Origin of the sequence: Streptacidiphilus fuscans (assembly GCF_015690355.1) — a bacterium.
GTDB lineage: Bacteria > Actinomycetota > Actinomycetes > Streptomycetales > Streptomycetaceae > Streptacidiphilus > Streptacidiphilus fuscans.
The window spans coordinates 166,544-192,016 of the sequence record NZ_JADPRT010000002.1 but is presented as its reverse complement, the minus strand read 5'-3'; the positions used below and the strand labels follow the sequence as shown (position 1 = coordinate 192,016).

Below are 25,473 nucleotides of genomic sequence, written 5' to 3'. Positions count from 1 at the left end.
CGGGACGGATGCCCGGGGACTGATCGGCCCGACATTCGAGGAGACGCCGATGCCCAGCGGCTTCAGTGGTGGAGACACCGCCTTCGTACTCATAAGCGCGGCACTGGTCATGCTGATGACCCCCGGCCTCGCTTTCTTCTACGGCGGCATGGTCCGGGTGAAGAGCACCCTGAACATGCTGGTCATGAGCTTTATCGCGCTCGGCATCGTCACAGTGTTGTGGGTGCTCTACGGCTATTCGATCGCGTTCGGTCCGGACGCGTTCCACGGCCTGATCGGTAATCTTTCGATGCTCGGCATGCGCCACATCGGGATGAACTCTCTGTCCGGAACCATTCCGGTGTTCGCGTTCTCCGCATTCCAGTTGATGTTCGCGGTGATCACACCGGCGCTGGTCTCCGGCGCGATTGCGGACCGGGCCAAGTTCTCCGCCTGGGCGCTTTTCGTCGCGCTCTGGGTGACCATCGTCTACTTCCCGGTCGCGCACTGGGTCTTCATGTTCGACAACGGCAAGGGTGGCTGGCTGGGCGACCGCAACGGCGTCCTGGACTTCGCGGGCGGCACCGCGGTCCACCTCAACGCGGGCGTCGCCGGTCTGGCGCTGGCACTGGTGCTGGGCAAGCGGATCGGCTTCAAGAAGGACCCGATGCGTCCGCACAGCCTGCCGCTGGTGATGCTCGGTTCCGGGCTGCTCTGGTTCGGCTGGTTCGGCTTCAATGCCGGTTCGGCGCTGGCCGCCAACGGCCTGGCGGGTCTCGCCTTCATCAACACCCAGATCGCGACCGGTGCGGCCATGATCGGCTGGCTGGCCTACGAGAAGATCAAGCACGGCGCGTTCACCACGCTGGGTGCGGCCTCCGGCGCCGTCACCGGCCTGGTGGCGATCACCCCGGCCTGTGCCTACATCAGCCCGCTCGGCTCGATCTTCCTCGGCCTGCTCTGCGGCGCGCTCTGCTCCTGGACGATCAGCCTCAAGTACAAGTTCGGCTTCGACGACTCGCTCGACGTGGTCGGCGTCCACGCGGTCGGCGGTGCGGCGGGCGCGCTGCTGATCGGCCTGCTGGCCACCGGTGGTGGCGGTTCGCCGGCCAAGGGTCTCTTCTACGGCGGCGGCTTCACGCAGTTGGGCAAGCAGGCGCTGGGCGTCGGCGTGGTCGCGGTGTACTCCTTCACGCTGGCCTGGCTGATCGGCAAGGCCATCGACAAGACGATCGGCTTCCGGGTCTCCGAGGAGGTCGAGCTGGCCGGTATCGACCAGGCGGAGCACGCCGAGTCCGCCTACGACTTCAGTGCGGTCGGCGCGGCGCTGTCCAAGGCGCTGGCTCCGAAGCCCGTGGCGGTAGCGTCGACCACCGCGGTGGGCGACGCCGAACCCGACGCCCCCGCGAGCCCTGCCGAGGCCGAGAAGAAGGTCGATGCCTGAGATGAAGCTCATCACCGCAGTGGTCAAGCCCCACCGGCTGGACGACATCAAGGAGGCGCTGCAGGCCTTCGGCGTCCACGGCCTGACCGTCACCGAGGCCAGCGGCTACGGCCGCCAGCGCGGCCACACCGAGGTCTACCGGGGCGCGGAGTACACCGTCGACCTGGTGCCGAAGGTCCGGATAGAGGTGCTGACCGAGGACGACGACGCCGATGGCGTCATCGACATCATCGTCAAGGCCGCCCGCACCGGCAGGATCGGCGACGGCAAGGTCTGGAGCACCTCCGTCGAGACGGCGGTGCGGGTCCGCACCGGCGAACGCGGCCCGGACGCGCTGTAGTCGCGACAACGGCCGGCAGGCAGCAAGAGGTGGGGCGGATCCGAGGGCCGAGGAGGGCCGCGGATCCGCTCCGCCGTATCCGCACACCGGAGGAGCGAGCGACGTGACGGACCAGCAGGGCGAGGAGACCGGGTACGCCGCCCAGCGGCTGGCGCTGCTGCGGGCCGACGGGAGCCGGGCGGGTGACGGCCAGGAGGCCGCCCTGGACGGTGCCCAACGCCGGGCCGCACTTGCCGAACTGACGGACCGTTGGCTCGCCGGGCTGTTCACCGACGCGCTGAAGCGACAGGCCGGTCAGTCCGGCGGGAGCGGCCAGGTCGGTCAGGACGGCCAGAACGCGCAGACTCCCCGGGGTATCGCCCTGGTCGCCGTCGGCGGCTACGGTCGCGGCGAGCTCTCCCCGCGCAGCGACGTCGACGTGCTGCTGCTCCACGACGGTGGCGCGCGGGGCATGCGCGGCACCGCCGTCGCCTCGCTGGCCGAGCAACTCTGGTACCCCATCTGGGACCTGGGCCTGGCGCTGGACCACTCCGTCCGGGACCTCGGCCAGGCCCGCAAGGTCGCCGCCGAGGACCTCAAGGCCCAGCTGGGCCTGCTCGACGCCCGCCATGTCGCGGGCGACCCGGAACTCACCGCGCAGCTGCGCTCCACCGTGCTCGCCGACTGGCGGGCCGGCGCGCCCAAGCGGCTGCCCGAACTGCATCAGCTCTGCCGCGAACGCGCCGAGCGCCAGGGTGAGTTGGCCTTCCTGCTGGAGCCCGACCTGAAGGAGGCACGCGGCGGGCTGCGGGACGTCACCGCGCTCGGCGCCGTCGCCGCCTCCTGGATCGCCGACGCGCCGCGCGCCGGGCTGAGCGAGGCGGCCGGGCGGCTGCGCGACGTCCGCGACGCACTGCACCTGGTCACCGGACGCGCCACGGACCGGCTCAGCCTCCAGGAGCAGGACGCCGTCGCCGAGCGACTCGGCCTGCTCGACGCGGACATCCTGCTCCGCGAGGTGTACGAGGCTGCCCGCGTCATCGCCTACGCCTCCGACGTCACCTGGCGCGAGGTGGAGCGGGTGCTGCGGTCCCGCAGCGGACGCACCCGCCGCGCGCTCTTCGGAGGCATCGGCGGTATCGGGGGGATCGGCGGCAACGGCTTCGGCGCGGCGGCCGGACGCGGCCCGGCTCCGCGTCGGCCGCTGGCCGAGGGCGTGGTGGAAATGGACGGTGAGGCGGTGCTCGCCGCGCCCGCGCGTCCCGGCCAGGACCCGGTGCTGCCGCTGCGGGCCGCTGCCGCAGCCGCGCAGGCGGACCTGCCGCTGGCGCCGTCGACGGTGCGCCGTCTGGCCGCCGAGACCAAGCCGCTGCCGGTCCCGTGGCCGGACGAGGCGCGCGAGCAGCTGATCACGCTGCTCGGCGCGGGGGAGAGCGCGATCCCGGTCTGGGAGGCGCTGGAGGCGGAGGGTCTGGTCGCCCGGCTGCTCCCGGACTGGGAACGGGTCCGCTGCCGCCCGCAGCGCAACGCCGTCCACCGCTTCACCGTGGACCGGCACCTGGTCGAGACGGCGGTCAGGGCCGCCGCGATGACCCGCCGCGTCGCCCGCCCCGACCTGCTGCTGGTCGCCGCCTTCCTGCACGACATCGGCAAGGGCTGGCCGGGCGACCACTCCGAGGCCGGTGAGGTGATCACCCGCGACGTCGCCGCCCGTCTCGGCTTCGACAAGGCGGACGTGGAGACGCTGGCGCTGCTGGTCCGCCACCATCTGCTGCTGGTCGAGACCGCGATGCGGCGTGACCCAGACGACCCGGCCACGATCGAGGCGATCACCTCCGTCGTCCGCAACGCGGGGACGCTGGAGCTGCTGCACGCGCTCACCGAGGCCGACGCGCTGGCCACCGGTCCGGCGGCGTGGAGCACCTGGCGGGCCACGCTCGTCGCCGACCTGGTGCAGCGCGCGGCGGCGGTCCTGGCCGGGGAGCCGCCCGCGCCGGAGACGGCCCTGGAGCCGACCACCGAGGAGGAGCGCCTCGCCGTCGAGGCCGCTCGCACCGGGGGCCCGGTCCTCTCCGTCCGCGCCGAGGCCGAGGGCCGCGTCGAGAGCGGCGTCGACGACAGCACCACCTACAGCGCCGACGGCTCGGAGCCGATGGGCGTGGAGCTCACGCTGGCACTGCCGGACCGCCCGTCCGTGCTGCCGACCGTGGCCGGGGTGCTGGCCCTGCACCGGCTCACCGTCCGCGCGGCCGCGATCCGTGAGCTCGACCCGGTCGGCGCGGGCGTGGTGCTGGTGCTGACCTGGAAGGTCGCGGCCGAGTTCGGCGAGGTCCCCGAGGCGGCCCGGCTGCGCGCCGACATCCGCCGCGCGCTCGACGGCGGCCTGGACGTCACCCGCCGCCTCGCCGAGCGGGACGCCGCAGCGCCACGCCGTCGCGGCAGCGTCGCCCCGCCGCCCCGGGTCACCGTGGCGCGCGGGAGCAGCGCGTCGGCGACCGTGCTGGAGGTCCGCGCCCACGACGCCCCCGGTCTGCTGCACCGGATCGGCGTCGCGCTGGAGGGGAACGGCATCCGCGTCCACCGGGCCCGGATCTCCACCCTGGGCGCGGACGCGGTGGACGCCTTCTACCTCACCGACCGGTCCGGTCAGCCGCTGTCGGACGCGGCGGCGACGGAGCTGGCGCAGTCGGTCGAGCGCGCGCTGGTGGCCTGAACCTCGGGCACGGCCTCGTCGAGCGCCCCGTCGGGTGTCCCGTCGAGCGGCTGCCGGAAGCCGACTCGGCGGGCCGGAACCCCGGCCCAGATCTCGTTCGGTCCGGTGGACCGCGTCAGCACGGCGTTGGCGCCGACGATCGTCCCCCGGCCCACGGTCAGCACGCCCTCCTTGCAGACCACCCGCGCGCCGGTGCAGAGCACGGCCCCGTCCTCGACGACGACCCGCTCCATCCGGCTCAGCTCCTGCGGCACCCAGGGGTCCGCGCGGCCGACGGTGACGTTGTTGTAGAGCACGACGTCCGCGCCCAGCGTCGTGTACGGGTGCAGCACCAGCCCGAAGCCCCGGTGGAAGACGAGCAGCCCCGGCCCGATCTCGACGGCGGCGGGCACCTCCACGCCGTAGAGGGCGAGCACCTCCTGCACCAGACGTTTCAGCAGCGGATTCCGACGGGCGTAGATCAGCTTGGCAACCAGCGACATAGGCCCATGCTGGTGACGGTGGGGCGGCCGGGGGCGCAGGCTCGCGTGGGGTGGGCGCAGGGTGCCGCCGTACGGGTGGCTTCCGGGTGCGTTCCGAGGACACGCGGCCGTCCGGATACCCTGGGGGGCGACAGCCTTACCCGCCCCCGAGTCACAAGGACCCGCGACCGACGTGTTCGACACACTTTCCGACCGCCTCGCAGCGACGTTCAAGAACCTTCGGGGCAAGGGCCGCCTGTCCGAGGCGGACATCGATGCCACCGCCCGCGAGATCCGGATCGCCCTGCTGGAGGCGGACGTCGCCCTCCCGGCGGTCCGTGCCTTCATCGCCCGGATCAAGGAGCGTGCCTCCGGCGCGGAGGTCTCCGCCGCGCTGAACCCGGCCCAGCAGGTCATCAAGATCGTCAACGAGGAGCTGATCAGCATCCTCGGTGGCGAGACCCGCCGCCTCCGCTACGCCAAGACCGGCCCGACGGTCATCATGCTCGCCGGCCTCCAGGGTGCCGGTAAGACCACCCTGGCCGGAAAGCTGGCCAAGTGGCTCAAGGACCAGAAGCACACCCCGCTGCTGGTCGCCTGTGACCTCCAGCGCCCGAACGCGGTGACCCAACTCGGCGTGATGGCCGAGCGCGCGGGCGTCGCGATCTACGCCCCCGAGCCGGGCAACGGCGTCGGCGACCCGGTCAAGGTCGCCCGCGACTCGATCGAGTACGCCAAGACCAAGCAGTACGACGTGGTCATCGTCGACACCGCCGGTCGCCTCGGCATCGACGCCGAGATGATGCAGCAGGCCGCGGACATCCGCGCCGCCGTCAACCCGGACGAGGTCCTCTTCGTCGTCGACGCCATGGTCGGCCAGGACGCGGTCACCACCGCGCAGGCCTTCCTCGACGGCGTCGACTTCACCGGCGTGGTGCTGTCCAAGCTCGACGGCGACGCCCGCGGTGGCGCCGCGCTCTCGGTGGCCCACATCACCGGCCGCCAGATCATGTTCGCCTCCAACGGCGAGAAGCTGGACGACTTCGACGCGTTCCACCCGGACCGGATGGCCTCGCGCATCCTGGGCATGGGTGACGTCCTCTCGCTGATCGAGCAGGCCGAGAAGACCTTCTCCCAGGAGGAGGCCGCCAAGGTCCACGCCAAGCTCGCCAGCAAGGGCGGCAAGGAGTTCGGCCTCGGCGACTTCCTGGCCCAGCTGGAGCAGGTCTCCAAGATGGGCTCGATCACCAAGCTGCTCGGCATGCTGCCCGGCATGGCGCAGATGCGCGACCAGATCAACAACATCGACGACAAGGACGTCGCCCGCGTGGGCGCGATCATCAAGTCGATGACCCAGGCCGAGCGCGACGACCCGAAGCTGATCAACGGCTCGCGCCGGGCCCGTATCGCCAGGGGTTCGGGCGTCCACGTCTCCGAGGTCTCCAGCCTGGTCGAGCGCTTCTTCGAGGCGCGCAAGATGATGTCCGCGATGGCCGGCGGCAAGGGCATGCCCGGCATGCCGGGTATGCCGGGCATGGGTGGCGGCGCGTCGCGCAAGCCCAAGCAGCAGAAGGCGGCCAAGGGCCGCCGCCAGAGCGGCAACCCGCTCAAGCGCCAGCAGGAGGCCCAGCAGGCGGCCCAGAAGAAGGACGAGACGGCCGCCCAGCCCGGCGGCGCCTTCGGCCTCGGCCCGGGCCAGGGCCCGTCGGACTTCGAACTCCCCAAGGAGTTCAAGGACCTGCTGTAGTCGGGCTTTTGCTCCTGCAGCCAGTTGCAGCCAGTTGCAGCATTTGCGGGCGGTGGTGTTCCGCGCAGTTCCCCGCGCCCCTAAATGCTGCAACTGATCCTCTTGCACGCGCTAGCGTTCATGCATGCGTGTAGAGATCCGTTACCCCCGCATCGCCGACGCCGTCGTCTACGCCGACGCGGTGAACCGGTCCGCCGAGCACGTCGGGCGGTGGAATCCGGTGGAGCCGGACGCACTGCCGGACATGGTGCGGCGGCAGGGGGACACGCTGCGGACGTTCCTGATCTTCGACGTCGAGGAACGCGGCCTGGTCGGCACCTGCAACGTCTCCAACATCGTGCGGGGGCGGTTCCGTAACGCCTCGCTCGGCTACAACTCCTACCTCCCGTACAACGGGACCGGCCGGATGACCGAGGGCATGCGCCTGGTCGTCGACACGGCCTTCCGGCCCGAGACCGAGGGCGGTCTCGGCCTGCACCGGCTGGAGATCAACGTGCAGCCGGAGAACGGTCCGTCCATCGCGATGGCCAAGCGGCTCGGCTTCCGGCTGGAGGGCTACTCGCCGCGCATGCTCTTCCTGCAGAACGCCTGGCGGGACCACGAGCGCTACGCGCTGACGGTGGAGGAGTGGCCCGGCGCGGGCGCTGGATCAAGGTCCTGATTGTCCGTATTGTCCGAAGGGTGACCAGCCCTGTGCCGCCCCGCGAGGATCCCGACAAGCTCTGGCGCTCGGAGGGGGCACCACCCCCTCCGCCCACCCCGAACAAACCCTCGCGCCGCAGCTGGTTCAGCATGCTGCTCACCGCGCTGATCGTCTTCCTCCTGGTCGACGCGCTGCTGAACCTCTTCGGCAACGGCGGCAGCATCAGCGTCCCGTACACCGAGTTCACCAAGCAGCTGAACGCCGGTCAGGTCTCCGAGATCTACGCCAAGGGCGACAGCATCCAGGGCAAGCTCAAGAGCGCCCAACCGCAGCCCGACGACAGCAAGAAGACGTACCAGCAGTTCAGCACCCAGCGGCCCACCTTCGCCAACGACCAGCTCTGGTCCGAGCTGACCGCGCAGAACGTCAAGGTCGACGCCGAGCCGGTGGTCAAGGAGCGCAGCTTCCTGGCCAACCTGCTGCTCTCGCTCGCGCCGATGCTGCTTCTTGTCCTGCTCTGGGTTTTCATCGCGCGCCGGATGAGCGCCGGCGGCGGCATGGGCGGACTGGCCAGGAAGGCCCCGCCGAAGCCGGTCGAGACGCTGCCCGGCGGCATCCGGACCACCTTCGCCGACGTGGCCGGGATCGACGAGGTCAAGGGCGAGCTGACCGAGGTCGTCGACTTCCTGCGCCGGCCGGACGAGTACCGCAAGCTCGGCGCGAAGATGCCGCGCGGTGTCCTGCTCGCGGGCCCGCCCGGCACCGGCAAGACGCTGCTGGCCCGCGCGGTGGCCGGTGAGGCGGGCGTCCCGTTCTTCTCCGCCTCGGCCTCGGAGTTCATCGAGATGATCGTCGGCGTCGGCGCGTCCCGGGTGCGCGAGCTCTTCGCGGAGGCGCGCAAGGTCGCCCCCGCGATCATCTTCATCGACGAGATCGACACCATCGGCCGCGCCCGCGGCGGTGGCAACTCCGTCGGCGGTCACGACGAGCGCGAGCAGACGCTCAATCAGATCCTCACCGAGATGGACGGGTTCTCCGGCTCCGAGGGCGTCGTGGTCCTCGCCGCGACCAACCGCTCCGACGTGCTGGACCCGGCGCTGCTGCGGCCCGGTCGCTTCGACCGCACGGTCATGGTCAGCCCGCCGGACCGGACCGGCCGTGAGGCGATCCTCAAGATCCACACCCGCGACAAGCCGCTCGCGGACGATGTCGACCTGGAGCAGGTCGCCAAGACCACCCCCGGCATGACCGGCGCGGAACTGGCCAACCTGGCCAACGAGGCGGCGCTGCTCGCGGTCAAGCGCAAGGACGACCAGGTCTCCGCCCGCGACTTCTCCGAGGCACTGGAGAAGGTCCAGCTCGGCGCGGTCCGCACGCTGGTGATGCCGGACGCGGACCGCCTGCGCACGGCGTACCACGAGTCCGGGCACGCGCTGCTCGGCATGCTGCAGCCGGGAGCGGACCCGGTCCGCAAGATCACCATCGTCCCGCGCGGACGCGCCCTCGGCGTGACGCTCTCCACCCCGGACGCGGACCGCTACTCGTACACCGAGGAGTACCTGCGCGGCCGGATCATCGGCGCACTCGGCGGGATGGCGGCCGAGCAGGTCGTCTACGGCGTGATCACGACGGGCGCGGAGAGCGATCTGGAGCAGGTCACCAACCTGGCCCGCGGCATGGCGGGCCGCTGGGGCATGAGCGACCGGGTCGGCCGCCTGACCGCGATCCCGAACGACACCCAGGGCGCGTACGGCCTGGCGGCTGCCCCGAGCACGCTGGACGCGGTCGACCAGGAGGCGCGGCGCATCGTCTCCGAGTGCTACGAGGAGGCCTGCCGCAAGCTGGTCGAACACCGCGAGAAGCTCGACGCGTTGGCCGAGGCGCTGATGGAACACGAGACGCTGGACGAGGAGGACGCCTACCGCATCGCCGGTGTCCACCGGCGGGTGGACGCGGAGCAGATCGGCTGAGAGGACACCCCGGGGGCGCGGGGAACTGCGCGACAAGCCACCCACCCAGGTGATGCGCCGAACGTACAGGGCCATCCGCACAGGGCGGTTGCTCGCGCAGTTCCCCGCGCCCCCAGGTAGTGCAGCCACCTGCGATAGCGCTACCTGACCCGCTCAGCAATCACGTACCGGAAGACGTTCTCCATCCGCACCGTGCCGTCCTCCCGTACCCACGGGAACAGCGCCTCGCGCAGCTCCTTCTCCACCAGGCGCTCGCCGGAGAACCCCACCGCCGGTTCGAAGACGCCCGTGGACATCAGCCCGCGCACCGCCGACTCCAGGTCGGGGTACGCGTACGGGCAGCAGACGCGCCCGCCCCCGGCGGGCCGGAGGCCCGCGCGTTCGATGAGGCGCTCCACCGCGCCGGGCGCGCTCAGCGCGAAGGGCGCGTAGCCGCCGCGCCGGAGCGGGTCCGCGAGGCGGCGGGCGATGTCGAGGACGGGCGCGGACTCGCAGCGCTCCTCCGGGCCCCAGGTCGCCAGCGCGACATGGCCACCGCGCACGGTCAGCCGGGCCGCGTCGTGGACCAGTGCCTGCGGATCCGCGGTGCAGGTGAGGTGCTCGAACGCGGTGACCAGCGAGTGCTGAGACGCGCCACCGCCGCCGAGCCCGACCTCACGCCCGACGTCACGCCCGACCTCACGCCAGACCTCCGCGAGGACCCGCAGCTCGCGGCCCTGCGCCAGCGCCCGCAGCTCCGCCTCGGGTTCCAGGCCCGCGACCTCCGCGCCGCGCGCCGCGGCCAGCAACAGGGCCAGGCCGGAGCGGCAGCCGAGACCGAGCACGGACGTCGCCGCGCCGACCTCCAGCCGGTCGTAGACCGCCTGGTAGAGGGGGACCAGCATGCGTTCCTGGATCTCCGCCCAGTCGCGCGCCCGCTGCCGGGCCCGTGCGCCCGACGAGCCCGTCAACGGAGTCACCTGCGGAGTCACCTGAGCCAAGGCCATGCTGACGGCTCCTCACCTTCGGTCGAGCCCGGGGGAGGGCCCCGGCGTCGCCGCCCGGGACCTGCCTCCAATCAAGCGCGGGAGCCGCCCGGCGTCCATAGGCCGGGCGGGCTCTTCCCAAGAAGACGAGCGCGGCGCAGACTCGGCGCGGCGTGGAACGGATTGGAGCCCACCCCGGGATGCCCCGTACCATTCGCCCCATGGCAAAGGCTCCCGTTCTCACCCCCCAGGCGGACGACTTCCCGCGCTGGTACCAGGATCTGATCAGCAAGGCCGAGCTGGCCGACAACGGTCCGGTGCGCGGCACCATGGTCATCCGACCGTACGGCTACGGCCTGTGGGAGCGGATGCAGCAGGAGATGGACGCGCGGATCAAGAAGGCGGGCGCGCAGAACGCCTACTTCCCGCTGTTCATCCCGCAGTCCTACCTCACCCGTGAGGCCGAGCACGTCGAGGGCTTCGCGCCCGAGCTCGCCGTGGTCACCCACGGTGGCGGCAAGGACCTGGAGGAGCCGATCGTTGTCCGGCCGACCTCCGAGACGATCATCAACGAGTACTTCTCCAAGTGGGTGCAGAGCCACCGCGACCTGCCGCTGCTCATCAACCAGTGGGCCAACGTGGTCCGCTGGGAGCTGCGTCCCCGCGTCTTCCTGCGCACCACCGAGTTCCTCTGGCAGGAGGGCCACACGGCCCACGCCACCTACGAGGACGCGCACGCGTACGCGTCGTTGATCCACACGGACGTCTACGGCGACTTCATGACCAACATCCTCGGCATCGACGTGGTCCTCGGCCGCAAGACGGCCAAGGAGCGGTTCGCGGGCGCCATCAACACCCTCACCCTCGAGAGCATGATGGGCGACGGCAAGGCCCTGCAGATGGGCACCAGCCACGAGCTGGGCCAGAACTTCGCCAAGGCCTTCAACACGACCTACCTCAAGGGCGAGGGCGAGCGCGAGCACGTCTGGCAGACCTCCTGGGGTGTCTCCACCCGTATGGTCGGCGGCCTGATCATGTCGCACGGCGACGACAGCGGCCTGCGCGTCCCGCCGCGCCTCGCCGCCGTCCAGGCCGTGGTCCTGGCGATCAAGGGCGACGACGCGGTGCTGGCCAAGGTCCGCGAGATCGGCGCCGAGCTGGAGGCCGCCGGGGTCCGCGTCGTCGTCGACGACAAGACCGACACCCCGTTCGGCCGTCGCGCCGTGGACTGGGAGCTCAAGGGCGTCCCGGTCCGTATCGAGGTCGGCCCGCGCGACCTGGAGAACGGCACCGCCATGCTGGTCCGCCGGATCGCCGGCGGCAAGGAGCCGGTCAGCACCGACGCGCTGGCCACCCTGGTGCCGACGATCCTGGAGGAGGACCAGGCGCTGCTGCTGCGCCAGTCCCGCGAGCGCCGCGAGTCCCGCACCGTCGACGTCTCCACGCTGGACGAGGCCGTCGAGGCCGCCGCGACCGGGTGGGGCCGGATGTCCTGGGCCGAGCTCGGCCCGGAGGGCGAGGCCAAGCTGGCCGAGCAGGGCGTCTCGGTCCGCTGCATCGTCGCCGAGGACGGCTCCGTCCCGGCCACGGACGACCAGGCGGGCAACATCGCGATCGTCGCCCGCGCGTACTGAGCCCTTCGACAGCACGCGGTCATCTCGAACGTTGAGATGACGGTCGGTCGAATGACGTAGTCGAGCCGGTTCGGCCTCCCCACCTGGGGAGTGCCGGGCCGGCTCGTCCATTTTCGTCAACTCTCTTCCCCCAAAAGGGAGATGACGGAAGAGTGATGTCTTTGTGGTGATTGACGCCGGGATGTGGCGCAGGTCACGAAAAAATAAAGCCTTCAACAATCATGAATTCTGCGGAACATCGCGGAACCCTCCCTCGTTTGCGTTGCGTGAGCACGACACAACCATTGGTTCTCGCCGCCGAGCTGGCCGTCGCCTGGAGCGACATCCAGCGCTTCCACTCCGACCTGCCGAATCTCGCAGCCCCGGAGTCGCTGATCGGGGAGTCGTCCTCGGCATGCGGCACCGAGCTGGGCTTCGAACGGCTTCTGCACGAGGCCGCCCACGGCCTCGCCGCCGCGCGCGGAATCCGGGACACCTCCCGGGCCGGGCGCTACCACAACCGCCGCTTCCTGGCCCTCGCCGACGAACTCGGCCTGGACCACAACGCCGATCCGCACCCGAGCTCCGGTTTCTCCCTGGTGACCATGCGCCCGGACACCCGTGATCGTTACGCGGAAACGATTGATCGCCTGCAGCAGGCGCTCGGCGACCACGCCGCGGCGACCAGCGGGACGCTCGACCGGTCGCGCACCTTCCGTGGTCCGGCCACGCGTCACGGCTCGTCCGGTGGCGGAGTCCGGGTCAAGGCGGTCTGCGGCTGCGGGCGCAACGTCCGCGTCGTCCCGTCCGTGCTGTCGCAGGCCCCTATCGTCTGCGGCAACTGCGGTGAGGTCTTCCAGATCGCCGAGCCGCGCACGCGCCGCTGAGGCCGTCGCTCCTCCGTCCGTCCGTCCCGTGGCACCGAACGGTGCCGTCGCACCGAACCGCGCCCGTCGTGGGTCCTGCCCGACCCGCGACCGACGCCCACGCAGTCGTCTCCCCGTGCCGACTGCGCCTTCGTGCTGCGCACGCGCCCGGCCTCGTCGTCACCGGCCCACCGCGGTCAGGGGTATCCCGGCGATATGGCAGAATGGACAGCTGAGTACTCGGCAGCCGAGCAGGACCCCTCTCTCCTCCGGCTGACGTGTCCGTAGAGCAGCCGGCAGCCGCAACCCCACGTGGAATGCGTGGCTGCTCACCCACGTCAAAACCAGGAGAACCACTCCAGTGGCAGTCAAGATCAAGCTGAAGCGTCTCGGCAAGATTCGCTCCCCGCACTACCGCATCGTCGTCGCCGACGCCCGCACCAAGCGTGACGGTCGTGCGATCGAGGAGATCGGCATCTACCAGCCGACCTACGACCCCTCGATCATCCAGGTCGACGGCGACCGCGCGCAGTACTGGCTCAGTGTCGGCGCCCAGCCGACCGAGGCCGTCCTCGCCATCCTGAAGCTGACCGGCGACTGGCAGAAGTTCAAGGGCCTGGAGGCCCCGGCGCCGCTGAAGGTCGCCGAGCCCAAGGTGACGGACTTCTCCCACCTGTTCGCCAAGGCCGTTGCCGGCTTCGAGAGCGAGACCACCGGTGTGGCCATCACTCCGAAGTCCAAGAAGACGGAGAAGAAGGACGAGGACGCCGCCGCGGCCGAGTCCGACGCTTCCGCCGAGGCGTGATCATGCTCGAAGAGGCCCTTGAGCACCTGGTGAAGGGGATCGTCGAGAACCCGGACGACGTCCAGGTCCGCTCGCGCGAGCTGCGCCGGGGCCGGATCCTCGAGGTGCGCGTGCACCCGGAGGACCTCGGCAAGGTCATCGGCCGTGGCGGCCGGACCGCGCGTGCGCTGCGCACCGTGGTGACCGCGCTCGGCGGCCGCAGTGTCCGGGTCGACCTCGTCGACGTGGACAGCGTGCGCTGACGCGCTCGCGCTGGATCGCTTGGGGTTCGCCGAAAGGCGCCTCTCGGGGCCGGCTGGGATCCTTGATCCCAGTCGGCCCTTCTGCTTTTTGCCTCGTCCGTTTCTGCTTCGTCCGTCTCGGACCTGCGACCTCATCTCACCTCTCCTGAAGGAGACCAGGAACAGTGCAGCTCATCGTCGGCCGGATCGGCCGCGCCCACGGCATCAAGGGCGATGTCTCGGTGGAGGTGCGCACCGACGAGCCCGAGCTCAGGCTCGGCCCCGGCGCGGTGCTGATGACGGACCCGAGCTCCGCCGGTCCGCTGACCGTCGCGTCCGGAAAGGTGCACAGCGGACGCCTGCTGCTGCGCTTCGCGGGGGTCGACGACCGGAACGCGGCCGAGGCGCTGCGCGGCACCCTGCTGATCGCCGAGATCGACCCGGAGGAGAGCCCCGAGGACCCGGACGAGTTCTACGACCACCAGCTGGTCGGCATGGACGTCCAGCTCGCCGACGGCACGCCGGTCGGGGAGCTGACCGAGGTCCTGCACCTGCCCTACCAGGACCTGCTGAACATCACCAAGCCGGACGGCACCGAGGTGCTGGTCCCCTTCGTCAACGCGTTCGTCCCGGAGATCGACATCGATGAGCAGCGGGTCGTGATCACCCCGCCGCCCGGCCTCCTGGACCCCGCCGACGCCGTCGTCGCCACCACGCGTCCGGAGTCGGACGCCGACGAGAACGAGGCCGACGAGACCGTCCAGAACGACGAGAAGAACGACGAGAAGACCGGCGAGGCCGACGCCTGATGCGGATCGACGTCGTCACGATCTTCCCCGAGTACCTCGCGCCGCTCGACCTCTCCCTGGTCGGCAAGGCCCGGGCCCGCGGCCAGCTGGACGTGCGCCTGCACGAACTGCGCGAGTTCACCCACGACGTGCACCGCACCGTGGACGACACCCCGTACGGCGGCGGCCCCGGCATGGTGATGAAGCCGCAGCCCTGGGCCGAGGCCCTGGACGCGGTGGTCGCCTCCGGCCCGGGCGAGGGCGCCGTGCCGACCCTCGTCGTGCCGACCCCGAGCGGGCGCCCGTTCACCCAGGAGCTGGCCCAGCAGCTCGCCGCAGAGCCGTGGTTGGCCTTCGCGCCGGCCCGCTACGAGGGCATCGACCGCCGGGTGATCGACGACGCGGCGGCGCGGATGCCGGTGGTCGAGGTGTCCATCGGCGACTACGTGCTGGCCGGCGGCGAGGTGGCCGTGCTGGTGATCGTCGAGGCCGTCGCCCGGCTGCTGCCCGGCGTGCTGGGCAACGCCGAGTCGCACCAGGACGACTCCTTCGCGCCCGGCCGGATGGCCGACCTGCTGGAGGGCCCCGTCTACACCAAGCCCGCCGAGTGGCGCGGCCACGAGGTGCCCGAGGTGCTGCTCAGCGGCAACCACGCCAAGATCGCGCGCTGGCGGCGCGAGCAGGCGTTCGTCCGTACGCTTGCCAACCGGCCCGACCTGGTGGCCCGTTGGGAGCGCGGCATGATGGACAAGCACGACCTCAAGGCGCTGGCCGGGCTCGGGGTCTGGTGGGACGAGGCCGAAGGCCGATTTCTCCAGGCCACCGAGGACATGGCAGAATAGCTCCTTGCTGCCTGTCCTCGGCCGAACGCGGTCTTCCTCCTCGGAGGGACCGTGCAGGACCGTCGCCTCTGCCACAGGGGAGACGACGGAAACCGGGCGACACACAGCGGATCATCAAACACGATTCCGCGGGTGGCCTGTGGCGCCTGTGATGGAGAGATCATGAGCAACCTGCTCAGCGAGATCGACGCCGCGTCGGTCCGCGCGGACATCCCGACCTTCCGCCCCGGCGACACCGTGAACGTCCACGTTCGCGTCATCGAGGGCAACCGCTCCCGTATCCAGCAGTTCAAGGGCGTCGTCATCCGTCGCCAGGGCGCGGGCGTGCGCGAGACCTTCACGGTCCGCAAGGTCAGCTTCAACGTCGGCGTGGAGCGCACCTTCCCGGTGCACACCCCGATCGTCGAGAAGATCGAGGTCGTGACCCGCGGTGCCGTGCGTCGCGCCAAGCTGTACTACCTGCGTGACCTGCGCGGCAAGGCTGCGAAGATCAAGGAGAAGCGCGAGAGCTGAGCCTCTCGGCTCATCCGCTCATCCGCTCGTGTCCATGGCCGCCCAGCCTGATGGCTTAGGCTGGCGCGGCAATGGAAACGCAGCAGCTTCCCGAGGACCGCGACAGCGTCCCGCCCACCGTCGACGACGAAGGGGCGACGACGTCCTCGCGGTCCTCAGGCGTTTCCACGGACGGCACCACGGACGGCACCACGGACTGCACCGCGGACGGCACCGCGGAGGAGGGCGCAGACACCGAATCCGTGCCCTTCTCGCCGCTGCGACTGCGCACCTGGCCGTACTGGGCCCGCGAGTTGGCCCTGCTGGTGGTCGTCTGCGCCGTGGTCCTGGTCCTGGTGAACCGATTCGTCGCGCAGCCCTTCACCATCCCCTCCGGCTCGATGGAGAACAACCTCGCCGTCGGGGACCGGGTGCTGGTCAACAAGCTCTCCTACGACTTCGGCGGCAGCCCGCAGCGCGGCGACGTGATCGTCTTCGACGGGCGCGGCTCGTTCATCGACACCTACTCCCAGGACACGACGGGCGACAGTTCGGGCAACGACTTCGTCAAGCGCGTGATCGGCATCGGCGGCGACACGGTGAAGTGCTGCGACGCCCAGGGCCGGGTCACCGTCGACGGGATTCCGCTCGACGAGAGCTCCTATCTCTACCCGGGGGCCAAGCCCTCCGCGTTCCCCTTCGTGGTCAAGGTGCCGCCGGGCAAGCTGTTCGTGCTGGGCGACAACCGCGCCGTCTCCGCCGACTCCCGGGACCACATGGGCGACCCCGGCGGCGGCTTCGTCCCGGTCGACAAGGTGATCGGCCGGGTCGAGTGGGTGATCCTTCCGGTCGGCCACTGGCGTTCGCTGGCCCGGCCGTCGGTGTTCGCGACCCTCGACCGTGAGATCAATGCGTCGGATGAGCGGACCGGCCGCCGCGCCGGCACGTCGGGAGGCTGAGTCGGTGGGCAGCAGGGGCAGGTCGTCGCACGCGGAGGTGGCGGCGGAGGCCGATCGGCCGGAGGGCGTCCGCGCCGGCCGGGGCCGTGCCGAGCGTCGCCGTAGCGCCAAGCGCGCCAAGCGGCGCCGCCGCCGTTCGCTCGCCCGGGAGATCCCGATGGTGATCGTGGTCGCCCTGGCGATCACGCTGCTGCTGCAGACCTTCCTCGTGCAGGTCTTCTCCATCCCGTCCGGGTCGATGCAGAACACCATCGCGATCGGCGACCGTGTCGCCGTCGACAAGCTCTCGCCGTGGTTCGGCTGGGAGCCGCAGCGCGGTGACGTCATCGTCTTCAACGACCCGAGCGACTGGCTGAAGAACGACCCGGTGCCGACGTCCAGTCCGGTGGTCGGCGCACTCAAGAGCGCGTTCACCTTCCTCGGACTGCTGCCCTCGGACCGCGACCTGATCAAGCGTGTGATCGGGCTGCCCGGCGACACCGTCGTCTGCTGTGACGGAAGCGGCCGGATCACCGTCAACGGCAAGCCGATCGACGAGCCGTACCTCTATCCCGGCAACCCGCCGTCCCGGATCCCCTTCAAGGTGACCGTCCCGGCGGGGGAGTTGTGGGTCATGGGTGACCACCGCGACATCTCGGCCGACTCCCGCTATCACATGACCGAGCCAGGCGGCGGGTTCGTGCCGGAGAAGGACGTGGTGGGAAGGGCGGTCGCGGTCGTCTGGCCGGTCTCGCACTGGCAGACCCTGCCGGGCGGCCAGCAAAGTGTTCGTCAAGTTTCTTCCCAGGGACCGCTCGGGCCGGTTCCCGGGGAACTTCCGCTCGTTATGGGTGTGGTCGTGGCCACGCCCCGAGCCAGACGTGCGTTGAGAGTTCGTCGAGAGTTCCTTTGAGACACTCGTCTCCTCCTCGCTACTGACGGGCTCCGTATGGCCCTGGTGGTAGAGATGTGCGTGGACGGGTTCCCGTCCGTTCAGCAGAGGAGGCGACGTGGGGGACGTGTTGATCGGTGCCCACTCTGGTGTCGGCGAGCCCGAGGACTCCGACGGCCGTACCGTAGGGTCCGTGGACGACAAGGGACGCGGGGAAGCCGCCCAAGGGAAGAGCGAGGAAGCGCAGATGGGCGACCAGGTGGGCGGTGCCACCACGGGCAACACCGAGGGCGTGAGCGGCTCGGGTGCGTCCGACATCCTCGACAACGAGGGCCCCGGCGGCGGTGACGCGGGCGACGACGACAACGGTCGTGCGCCGCGCTCGGCCTCGGCCTCGGGCGGCAACGGAAAGGGCGGCTCCCGCACGGGCGGCAAGGACGCCAAGGACGCGAAGAAGCCACGCTCCTTCTGGAAGGAGCTGCCGATCCTGATCGTGGTGGCGCTGGTGCTGGCGCTGCTGATCAAGACGTTCCTGGTGCAGGCGTTCTCCATCCCCTCCGGCTCGATGGAGGACACGCTGCAGATCGGCGACCGCGTCCTTGTCGACAAGCTGACTCCCAACTTCGGTGACAAGCCGTCGCGTGGCGAGGTCGTCGTCTTCCACGACCCGAGCGACTGGCTGGCCGGCGAGCCGGGCGAGCAGCCCAGCAGCAACCCGATCGTCCGCGGCGTCCAGGACGCGCTGTCCTTCATCGGCCTGATGCCCTCGGTCAACGAGAAGGACCTGATCAAGCGCGTCATCGCGGTCGGCGGCGACACCATCAGCTGCAAGGGCAACGGTCCGGTCTACGTCAACGGCAAGGCCCTGAACGAGCCTTACCTGTTCCCCGGCAGCACGGCCTGCGGTGACAAGAACTTCGGTCCGCTCACGGTCCCGGCCAACTCGATCTGGGTGATGGGCGACCACCGTCAGGACTCGCTCGACTCCCGGTACCACATGGACGAGCCCGGCGGCGGCTCGGTGCCGGACAGCAAGGTCGTCGGTCGCGCGATCGTCGTGGCCTGGCCGATCTCGCACTGGAAGACCCTGCCGATCCCGGACACCTTCTCCCAGCCCGGCATCGGCACCCAGACCGCGGCGCTCGCCGCGGGCTCGTCGCCGGCCCTGCTCGGCCTGGCGGGCGCGGTCCCGATCACGCTGCTCAACCGCCGCCGGAAGCTGCGCCAGAAGTAGTCGGCGGAAGCGGCCGGTACCACCCGGAAAGACACGGAAGCGACCGGAAGAGCCCGGAAGCGCCGCGAAGCACTCCGGAGCGGCCGGTACAGCGCGAAATCTCCACGTTCTTCTCTTGCGGGGGCCGTGGCATCGCCGAGTAATCTGCTCGGACATGCCACGGCCCTCCGCCGTGCGCGCCACGAGGGCACGGGAGCGAACGGGCGATGGCAGGACGTAGGCCCATGGCGGGCAGCGTGGTGCAGGGACTGGGCATCGGCATCGGACTGGTCGCCATGATCGGCGGCTTCCTGCTGATCGCGCTGCAGTACCGGCCGTACTCGGTGCCGACCGACTCCATGGAACCCACCATCGCCGCGGGCGACACGGTCCTGGCCCACACGGTCTCCGGCGCGACGCCGGGCGCGATCGGACGCGGGGACATCGTGGTCTTCAACGACCCGGCCTGGGAGAACTCCGACCTGGTCAAGCGCGTGATCGCGATCGGCGGCGACACGGTGAAGTGCTGCGACGCCAAGGGCCGGGTTACCGTCAACGGCGTCCCGGTGGACGAGCCCTACCTCGACCAGCCGGCCGGACAGGCGATCGGCCAGGTCCCGCAGCAGTTCACCGCCAAGGTCCCGGCCGGTCGGCTCTGGCTCATGGGCGACAACCGCGCCGTCTCCGCCGACTCCCGGGTCCACCTCGACCAGCTCGGGGGAACCGTCCCGGCCTCGGACGTGGTCGCGCGGGTCGAGGGCGTGGCCTGGCCGCTCGGCTCGATGAGCGGGATCGACCGCACCAGCGCCTTCGACGCCGTTCCCGGCCAGGACGCGAGCGCGCACGGGCCGCTGGTCGCGGCGACCTGGGCGACGTTCGGCGGTGCGGCGCTGGTGTTGATCACCGCCGCAGCGGGTAGCTTCGCAGGCATGGCGAACCGCTTCCGCTCCCGCAGGTCCGGCGGCCCCGGCGCGTCCGGCCCGTCCGGCCCGTCCGACGGTCCGCGCGAGTCGAGGTCGGCGGCCTCCGCGGGAACGCCCTGACCGCCGACCCTGGACGCGGACCTGGCTCACGCCCCCCGTCACCTGACCGCTGAGGAGCGACTCCCGGATGCCACCCAAGCGTCGCCGCGCGGCGCGCGTGCTGCTGCTCGATCCGCAGGACCGGATCCTGCTGCTGCACGGCTTCGACCCGGAGGAGCCGGGACGGGAGTGGTGGTTCACCCCGGGCGGCGGCGTCGAGGAGGGCGAGGACCTGGCCGAGGCCGCGCACCGGGAGATCGCCGAGGAGACCGGCATCCGCGACGCGCAGCTCGGCGCACTGCTCGCCACCCGCGCCACCGAGTTCCAGTTCGACGGCCGGATGTACGCCCAGGACGAGTGGTACTACCTGGCCCGGACGGACACCGTCGAGACGGACACCTCCGGCCAGACCGAGCTGGAGCTCCGCACCACCGACGCACTGCGCTGGTGGACCCTGGCGGAGCTGCTGGCGACCAAGGAGACCATCTATCCGAACGCGCTGGCGAAGCTGCTGCAGCGCGTGCTGAGGGAGGGCCCGCCTCCCCGCCCGGTCAGGCTCTCCGGGCCGCGCCTGTGGTCCACAATGGTTGGACGTACGCACAGCTGAGGGGAACGTGGGGATGAGTGCCGAGGATCTCGAAAAGTACGAGACCGAGATGGAGCTCAAGCTCTACCGGGAGTATCGAGATGTCGTCGGGCTGTTCAAGTTCGTCATCGAGACGGAGCGGCGCTTCTACCTGACCAACGACTACGAGCTCAAGGTGCACTCGCTGCAGGGCGAGGTCTTCTTCGAGGTCACCATGGCCGACGCCTGGGTGTGGGACATGTACCGTCCGGCGCGCTTCGTCCGCCAGGTCAGGGTGCTCACCTTCAAGGACGTCAACGTCGAGGAGCTCGCCAAGAGCGAGCTGGAGCTGCCCCAGGACGACGCCGGCTTCGGGCGGTAGCCGCACGCGGGCGCTGACGCCGACGGGCGCGCCGACGCGGGGACGGGTGCGGGCATGGCGCGGCCGACGCGGGCGCGTTTGCCGTGCCGCGCATCGGTTTCACCTGGCAGGGTGGCGGCGTTTTCCACAGCCGCGGGTTGTCCACAGGCCGGCGACGGCCCGCTGGCCCGGCACCTCCGCAACCGGGAGATTTCTCGGCGGAGGTGACCGACATGACCGCACGCACCCAGGCCCTCGGCCGCTACGGCGAGCAGGCCGCCGCCCGCCATCTCGAAGCCGCGGGCCTGCGCGTCCTGGCCCGTAACTGGCGCTGCCGCGCCGGCGAGCTCGACATCGTCGCCCTGGACCCTCAGCCGGGCGGCCCCGCGCTCGCCGTCTGCGAGGTGAAGACCCGCAGCGAGCACGGCGCGCAGAGCCCGGCCGAGGCCGTCGGCGAGGTCAAGGCGGAGCGCCTGCTCGCGCTGGCGGAACGCTGGCTCGCCGAGTGCTGGTCCGGGCCGCCGCCACCCGGTGGTGTCCGGGTCGACGTGATCTGCGTGGTCCACGGCCGACGCGGTCCTGCGCGGATCACGCACCTGCGCGGGGCGGTGGGCTGAGATGGCCTTCGCCCGCACCGGAGCGGTGGCCCTGCTGGGCGTGGACGGCGTGGTGGTCGAGGTCCAGGCGGATCTGGAGCCGGGTCTGGCCGCGTTCACGATCGTGGGGCTGCCGGACAAGGCCGTCAACGAGTCGCGCGACCGGGTGCGCGCGGCCGTGGTCAACAGCGGCGAGAAGTGGCCGCTCAAGAAGCTCACCGTGGGTCTCTCGCCCGCCTCCGTCCCCAAGAGCGGCTCCGGCTTCGACCTCGCCATCGCCTGCGCGGTGCTCGCGGCGGCGGAGCGGCTCCGGCCGGAGACGATCGAGCGGCTGCTGCTCGTCGGTGAGCTGGGCCTCGACGGCCGGGCTCGCCCGGTCCGTGGCGTGCTACCCGCGGTGCTGGCGGCGGTCGACGCCGGCTACGATCGCGTCGCCGTCGCCGAGGCGACTGCGGCCGAGGCGGCGCTGGTGCCCGGCATCGAGGTGCTGCCGGTGCGCTCCCTGCGTCAGCTGATCGCCCTGCTCTGCGGCGAGCCCGAACCGGAGGAGCCGCCCGAGCGGCTCGGCACGACCGGGCCCGATCCCGCGCTGGCGGGTCTCTCGCTGCCCGGGCTGGGGATCCGTCAGTTCGACGTGGGCGGTTGGAAGAAGGATCTCGCCGATGTCGCGGGCCAGTTCGAGGCGCGGCGTGCCCTGGAGCTGGCCGCGGCCGGGGGCCACCACCTCTTCCTGAAGGGTCCGCCGGGCGCGGGCAAGACCATGCTGGCCGAGCGCCTGCCCGGCATCCTCCCGCCGCTGGACCGACGCGAGGCGCTGGAGGTCACCGCGATCCACTCGATCGCCGGCCTGCTGCCGGCGGGCCGCCCGCTGGTCCAGCAGGCCCCGTACTGCGCCCCGCACCACTCCACGACCATGCCCGCGATCGTCGGGGGCGGCAGCGGCCTGCCCCGCCCCGGGGCGGCGTCCCTGGCCCACCGGGGTGTTCTCTTCCTGGACGAGGCGCCGGAGTTCTCGGTCCGGGTCCTCGACGCGCTCCGCCAGCCGCTGGAGTCGGGCGAGGTCGTCGTCGCCCGGTCCGCGGGCTCGCTCCGGCTCCCGGCGCGGTTCCTGTTGCTTCTTGCAGCCAATCCGTGCCCGTGCGGGAGGTGGTCCCGTCGCGGTGATGCCTGCGAGTGCACGCCCACCATGGTCACCCGCTACCAAGCCCGGCTCAGCGGCCCGTTGTTGGACCGCGTCGACCTCCGGGTCGAGGTCGACGCGGTCAGCAGGGTCGAGCTGCTCCAGAAGGAGTCCTCGGCGGAGTCGACGGCGGTGGTGGCCGCCCGTGTCCTCGCCGCGCGCGAGCGGGCCGCGGCCCGATACGCCCAGACCCCGTGGCGGGTCAACGGCGAGGTCCCCGGGCACGAGCTCCGCACCCGCTATCCGCTCGGCCCCGGATCCCTCCAGGACGCGGAGCGTGAGATGGAACGCGGCTTCCTCACCGCGCGCGGCCTCGACCGCGTCGTCCGCGTCGCCTGGACGGCGGCCGACCTCGCCGGTGCGGACCGCCCCGACCGCACCCACGTCCGCTCGGCTCTGGCCCTTCGCGGCGCGCATATCCGCGACGCACCCCTGACCGAGCCGCACTTCTGACCTTCCGTCACCTCCACCCACCAGACCGGCACCGTGCCGGGGCTCGTCCCAGAAGCGAGCCTTCGGCACGGTGCCCACCCCTCACCGGTCAGGCCCCGCTCTGCCCCTCACCGTCACGCCTCGCCTCGCACACCATCCGCCCGAGGAGCCTCCATGACGCTCGTTCACCAGCCGGCGCTGCTCGACGACCCCAGTGCCGAACCTCTCGCAGCGGCCACCCCCGAGGCTGCCGTCACCGGGACCGTCACCGGAGCCGTCGCCGCCGACGCGTCCGACCTCCCCGACGCGTCCGACCTCCCCGACACCCCGGTGCGCGTCGCCCGGGCCGCGCTCGGGCGGATCGTGGAGCCGGGGGACGAGCGGGCCGGGCGGTTGATCGAGGAGCTCGGGCCGCAGGGTGCACTCGCCCGCCTGGTCCGCGGGCTGCCCGTGGGCCTCGCGCCGCCGGACGGCGCACGGGAGTTGGCCCATGGGCGGCTGATCGGGGCACGGCTGATCTGCCCGGGAGAGGCGGCGTGGCCGTCGCAGCTGGACGATCTCGGGCCGGTGCGACCGGTCGCCCTCTGGGCGCGCGGCAGCGCCGCGTTGCGGGTTCTGGCGGTACGGTCCGTCGCCGTGGTCGGCGCCCGTGCCTGCACCGGCTACGGGCAGCGGATGGCCGCGGAGCTCGCCGCCGCGCTGGCTGAGCGCGGCTGGACGGTCGTCTCGGGTGCCGCCCACGGCGTGGACGCCGCCGCCCACCGGGGCGCACTCGCCGTGTCGGGGCCGACCATCGGCGTCCTGGCCTGCGGCGTCGACCAGGCCTACCCGCGCTCCAACGACCAGTTGATGCGCCGGATCAGCGAAACCGGTCTGCTGCTCAGCGAGTTGCCACTCGGCGCGCACCCCAACCGGCCGCGGTTCCTCCAACGCAACCGCCTGATCGCGGCGTTGACACGGGGGACGGTCGTGGTCGAGGCCGCCCGGCGCAGCGGATCGCTCAACACCGCCCGCTGGGCGGGGGAGTTGGCCCGGCACGTGATGGCGGTTCCGGGTGCGGCCACCAGTTCGCTCTCCGCGGGGACGCACGCGCTGATCCGCAACGGCGCGGTTCTGGTGAGCGACCATGCAGAGATCGTCGAACAGATCGGCGAGATCGGCGCCGACCTCGCCGCCACTCCGGAGGGGCGTGAACGCCTGCGGGACGCGCTCGCTCCCGAGACACTGCGCGTGCTCGAATCCCTGCCCGCCTCGTCACGCGGAACAACCGTGGAGTCGCTGGTCCAACGCTCGCTGCTGGCCCCCGACGTGGTGCTGCAGCGGCTCTACGAGCTGGTCTCGCTCGGCATGGTCGAACGCCTGGGAGCGCACTGGAGACTGAATCCGGCGTGCAAGGGGTCCCGATAGCGCTCGGAAACCATCCGGTGACGCTACGCTCACAACGTTCCGTTGAATGGCCCAATGGCACAACCGGTCCGTTGAACGGCCCGACGGATCGCGCCCGATGGATCGGTAGAACGGCTCACGACGACGCATGCCCAGCTACGCCAGCTCCCCGACCGGGGAGCCCCGCAGCATCCCCGGCCCGCGCAACGCGCGGGTGCGCACGGTGGACGAGCTCTGGCACGCCTACAAGCAGTCGAGCGACCCGCGTCTGCGGGAGCAGCTGATCCTGCACTACTCACCGCTGGTCAAGTACGTCGCCGGCCGCGTCGGCGTGGGCCTGCCGGCCAATGTCGAGCAGGCGGACTTCGTCTCCTCCGGCGTCTTCGGGCTGATCGACGCGATCGAGAAGTTCGACCCGGAGCGGGCGATCAAGTTCGAGACCTATGCGATCAGCCGGATCCGCGGCGCGATCATCGACGAACTGCGGGCGCTGGACTGGATCCCGCGCTCGATCCGACAGAAGGCCCGCGCGGTCGAGCGCGCCTACGCCACCCTGGAGGTCAGCCTGCGCCGCACGCCGGGCGACTCCGAGGTGGCGGCGGCCATGGGCATCCAGGTCGAGGAGCTCCACGGCATCTTCAGCCAGCTGTCGCTGGCCAACGTGGTCGCCCTGGACGAGCTGCTGCACGGCTCGGGCGAGGGCGGCGACGCGCGTGGCAGTCTCGTCGACACGCTGGTCGACACCGCGGCCGACGACCCGGAGGAGGTCGCCGAGAGCCGCGAGGTGCGGCGACTGCTGGCCGGCGCGATCAACACGCTCCCGGAGCGGGAGAAGACCGTCGTCAGCCTGTACTACTACGAGGGGCTGACCCTGGCGGAGATCGGCCAGGTCCTCGGGGTCACCGAGAGCAGGGTCTCCCAGATCCACACCAAGGCCGTGCTCCAACTCCGCGCCAAGCTCTCCGACGCGCGCTGAACGCGCACTTCGCCGCGCCCCACACCGGCCGATGTCCGGTAGGG

Annotated in this window: 25 protein-coding genes; 23 read left to right on the top strand and 2 right to left on the bottom strand. The window is 71.3% G+C overall.

All coding sequences use genetic code 11. The features are described 5' to 3' along the window. The first annotated feature begins 49 nt into the window (after positions 1 to 49). From I2501_RS04545 to I2501_RS04540, 3 genes are all read left to right on the top strand, one after another. A complete protein-coding gene (locus tag I2501_RS04545) occupies positions 50 to 1,423 on the top strand; it encodes an ammonium transporter (RefSeq protein ID WP_196192515.1) in 1,374 nt (457 codons plus the stop codon). Position 1,424: 1 nt separating this feature from the next. Then, complete coding sequence (locus I2501_RS39020; RefSeq protein ID WP_236045925.1) at positions 1,425 to 1,763, top strand: P-II family nitrogen regulator; 339 nt, start codon at positions 1,425 to 1,427, stop codon at positions 1,761 to 1,763. Between the two features lie 103 nt (positions 1,764 to 1,866). After that, the gene (locus I2501_RS04540; protein WP_408022703.1) at positions 1,867 to 4,455 is read left to right on the top strand and encodes a [protein-PII] uridylyltransferase; all 2,589 of its coding nucleotides are present in this window, start codon (positions 1,867 to 1,869) and stop codon (positions 4,453 to 4,455) included. Here I2501_RS04540 and I2501_RS04535 read toward each other — a convergent pair. Beyond that, on the bottom strand, positions 4,389 to 4,937 hold the full coding sequence (locus I2501_RS04535) for an LbetaH domain-containing protein (protein ID WP_196192513.1): 549 nt from the start codon (positions 4,935 to 4,937) through the stop codon (positions 4,389 to 4,391). The two genes, I2501_RS04540 and I2501_RS04535, sit on opposite strands and share 67 nt — an antisense overlap. A 172-nt stretch (positions 4,938 to 5,109) precedes the next feature. Here I2501_RS04535 and ffh point away from each other — a divergent pair, with 172 nt between their 5' ends. From ffh to ftsH, 3 genes are all read left to right on the top strand, one after another. Beyond that, complete coding sequence (gene ffh / locus I2501_RS04530) at positions 5,110 to 6,663, top strand: signal recognition particle protein (RefSeq protein ID WP_196192512.1); 1,554 nt, start codon at positions 5,110 to 5,112, stop codon at positions 6,661 to 6,663. Between the two features lie 124 nt (positions 6,664 to 6,787). Then, positions 6,788 to 7,324: a GNAT family N-acetyltransferase gene (locus tag I2501_RS04525; protein WP_196192511.1), complete on the top strand. Its 537-nt coding sequence runs from the start codon at positions 6,788 to 6,790 to the stop codon at positions 7,322 to 7,324. Positions 7,325 to 7,344: 20 nt separating this feature from the next. Continuing rightward, the gene (ftsH, locus tag I2501_RS04520) at positions 7,345 to 9,276 is read left to right on the top strand and encodes an ATP-dependent zinc metalloprotease FtsH (protein ID WP_196192510.1); all 1,932 of its coding nucleotides are present in this window, start codon (positions 7,345 to 7,347) and stop codon (positions 9,274 to 9,276) included. A 140-nt stretch (positions 9,277 to 9,416) separates the two neighbouring features. Here ftsH and I2501_RS04515 read toward each other — a convergent pair whose 3' ends face one another. Further along, positions 9,417 to 10,262 carry a methyltransferase domain-containing protein gene (locus I2501_RS04515; RefSeq protein ID WP_236045866.1) on the bottom strand — a complete coding sequence of 282 codons (846 nt, stop codon included), beginning with the start codon at positions 10,260 to 10,262 and terminating at the stop codon, positions 9,417 to 9,419. A gap of 200 nt (positions 10,263 to 10,462) precedes the next feature. On the opposite strand from I2501_RS04515, the gene proS reads away from it, so the two are divergent. The 17 genes from proS to whiG all read left to right on the top strand — a co-directional run bounded on the left by proS (position 10,463) and on the right by whiG (position 25,429). Next, positions 10,463 to 11,875 (top strand): proline--tRNA ligase, encoded by a 1,413-nt coding sequence (gene proS, locus I2501_RS04510; RefSeq protein ID WP_196192509.1) that lies wholly within the window; start codon positions 10,463 to 10,465, stop codon positions 11,873 to 11,875. A gap of 266 nt (positions 11,876 to 12,141) precedes the next feature. Continuing rightward, a complete protein-coding gene (locus tag I2501_RS04505; protein ID WP_196192508.1) occupies positions 12,142 to 12,741 on the top strand; it encodes a hypothetical protein in 600 nt (199 codons plus the stop codon). Positions 12,742 to 13,081: 340 nt separating this feature from the next. Then, positions 13,082 to 13,525 carry a 30S ribosomal protein S16 gene (gene rpsP / locus I2501_RS04500; protein WP_196192507.1) on the top strand — a complete coding sequence of 148 codons (444 nt, stop codon included), beginning with the start codon at positions 13,082 to 13,084 and terminating at the stop codon, positions 13,523 to 13,525. Positions 13,526 to 13,527: 2 nt separating this feature from the next. Further along, positions 13,528 to 13,767, top strand: coding sequence for an RNA-binding protein (locus tag I2501_RS04495; protein WP_196192506.1), 240 nt, complete (start codon positions 13,528 to 13,530; stop codon positions 13,765 to 13,767). A gap of 164 nt (positions 13,768 to 13,931) precedes the next feature. Next, entirely contained in the window at positions 13,932 to 14,555 is a 624-nt protein-coding gene (gene rimM / locus I2501_RS04490) for a ribosome maturation factor RimM (protein ID WP_196192505.1), read from the top strand. After that, positions 14,555 to 15,376, top strand: coding sequence for a tRNA (guanosine(37)-N1)-methyltransferase TrmD (gene trmD / locus I2501_RS04485; protein ID WP_196192504.1), 822 nt, complete (start codon positions 14,555 to 14,557; stop codon positions 15,374 to 15,376). Before rimM ends, trmD begins: the two co-directional genes overlap by 1 nt. Before the next feature lie 162 nt (positions 15,377 to 15,538). After that, entirely contained in the window at positions 15,539 to 15,889 is a 351-nt protein-coding gene (rplS, locus tag I2501_RS04480) for a 50S ribosomal protein L19 (RefSeq protein ID WP_196192503.1), read from the top strand. Between the two features lie 71 nt (positions 15,890 to 15,960). After that, complete coding sequence (lepB, locus tag I2501_RS04475) at positions 15,961 to 16,827, top strand: signal peptidase I (RefSeq protein ID WP_196192502.1); 867 nt, start codon at positions 15,961 to 15,963, stop codon at positions 16,825 to 16,827. Between the two features lie 4 nt (positions 16,828 to 16,831). After that, the gene (lepB, locus tag I2501_RS04470) at positions 16,832 to 17,719 is read left to right on the top strand and encodes a signal peptidase I (RefSeq protein ID WP_328806193.1); all 888 of its coding nucleotides are present in this window, start codon (positions 16,832 to 16,834) and stop codon (positions 17,717 to 17,719) included. Between the two features lie 226 nt (positions 17,720 to 17,945). Further along, positions 17,946 to 18,932, top strand: coding sequence for a signal peptidase I (lepB, locus tag I2501_RS04465; RefSeq protein WP_196192964.1), 987 nt, complete (start codon positions 17,946 to 17,948; stop codon positions 18,930 to 18,932). 224 nt (positions 18,933 to 19,156) lie between these two features. Then, positions 19,157 to 19,954 carry a signal peptidase I gene (lepB, locus tag I2501_RS04460; protein WP_236045864.1) on the top strand — a complete coding sequence of 266 codons (798 nt, stop codon included), beginning with the start codon at positions 19,157 to 19,159 and terminating at the stop codon, positions 19,952 to 19,954. A gap of 67 nt (positions 19,955 to 20,021) precedes the next feature. Continuing rightward, a complete protein-coding gene (locus tag I2501_RS04455; RefSeq protein ID WP_196192499.1) occupies positions 20,022 to 20,540 on the top strand; it encodes an NUDIX hydrolase in 519 nt (172 codons plus the stop codon). A gap of 13 nt (positions 20,541 to 20,553) precedes the next feature. Further along, positions 20,554 to 20,880: a DUF2469 domain-containing protein gene (locus I2501_RS04450; protein WP_196192498.1), complete on the top strand. Its 327-nt coding sequence runs from the start codon at positions 20,554 to 20,556 to the stop codon at positions 20,878 to 20,880. A 212-nt stretch (positions 20,881 to 21,092) separates the two neighbouring features. After that, positions 21,093 to 21,476, top strand: a complete 384-nt coding sequence (locus I2501_RS04445) for a YraN family protein (protein WP_196192497.1) — start codon at positions 21,093 to 21,095, stop codon at positions 21,474 to 21,476. Position 21,477: 1 nt separating this feature from the next. After that, positions 21,478 to 23,088 (top strand): YifB family Mg chelatase-like AAA ATPase, encoded by a 1,611-nt coding sequence (locus I2501_RS04440; protein WP_196192496.1) that lies wholly within the window; start codon positions 21,478 to 21,480, stop codon positions 23,086 to 23,088. Positions 23,089 to 23,241: 153 nt separating this feature from the next. After that, positions 23,242 to 24,474: a DNA-processing protein DprA gene (gene dprA / locus I2501_RS04435; RefSeq protein ID WP_196192495.1), complete on the top strand. Its 1,233-nt coding sequence runs from the start codon at positions 23,242 to 23,244 to the stop codon at positions 24,472 to 24,474. Positions 24,475 to 24,601: 127 nt separating this feature from the next. Beyond that, complete coding sequence (whiG, locus tag I2501_RS04430) at positions 24,602 to 25,429, top strand: RNA polymerase sigma factor WhiG (RefSeq protein WP_196192494.1); 828 nt, start codon at positions 24,602 to 24,604, stop codon at positions 25,427 to 25,429. Positions 25,430 to 25,473: the final 44 nt, after the last annotated feature.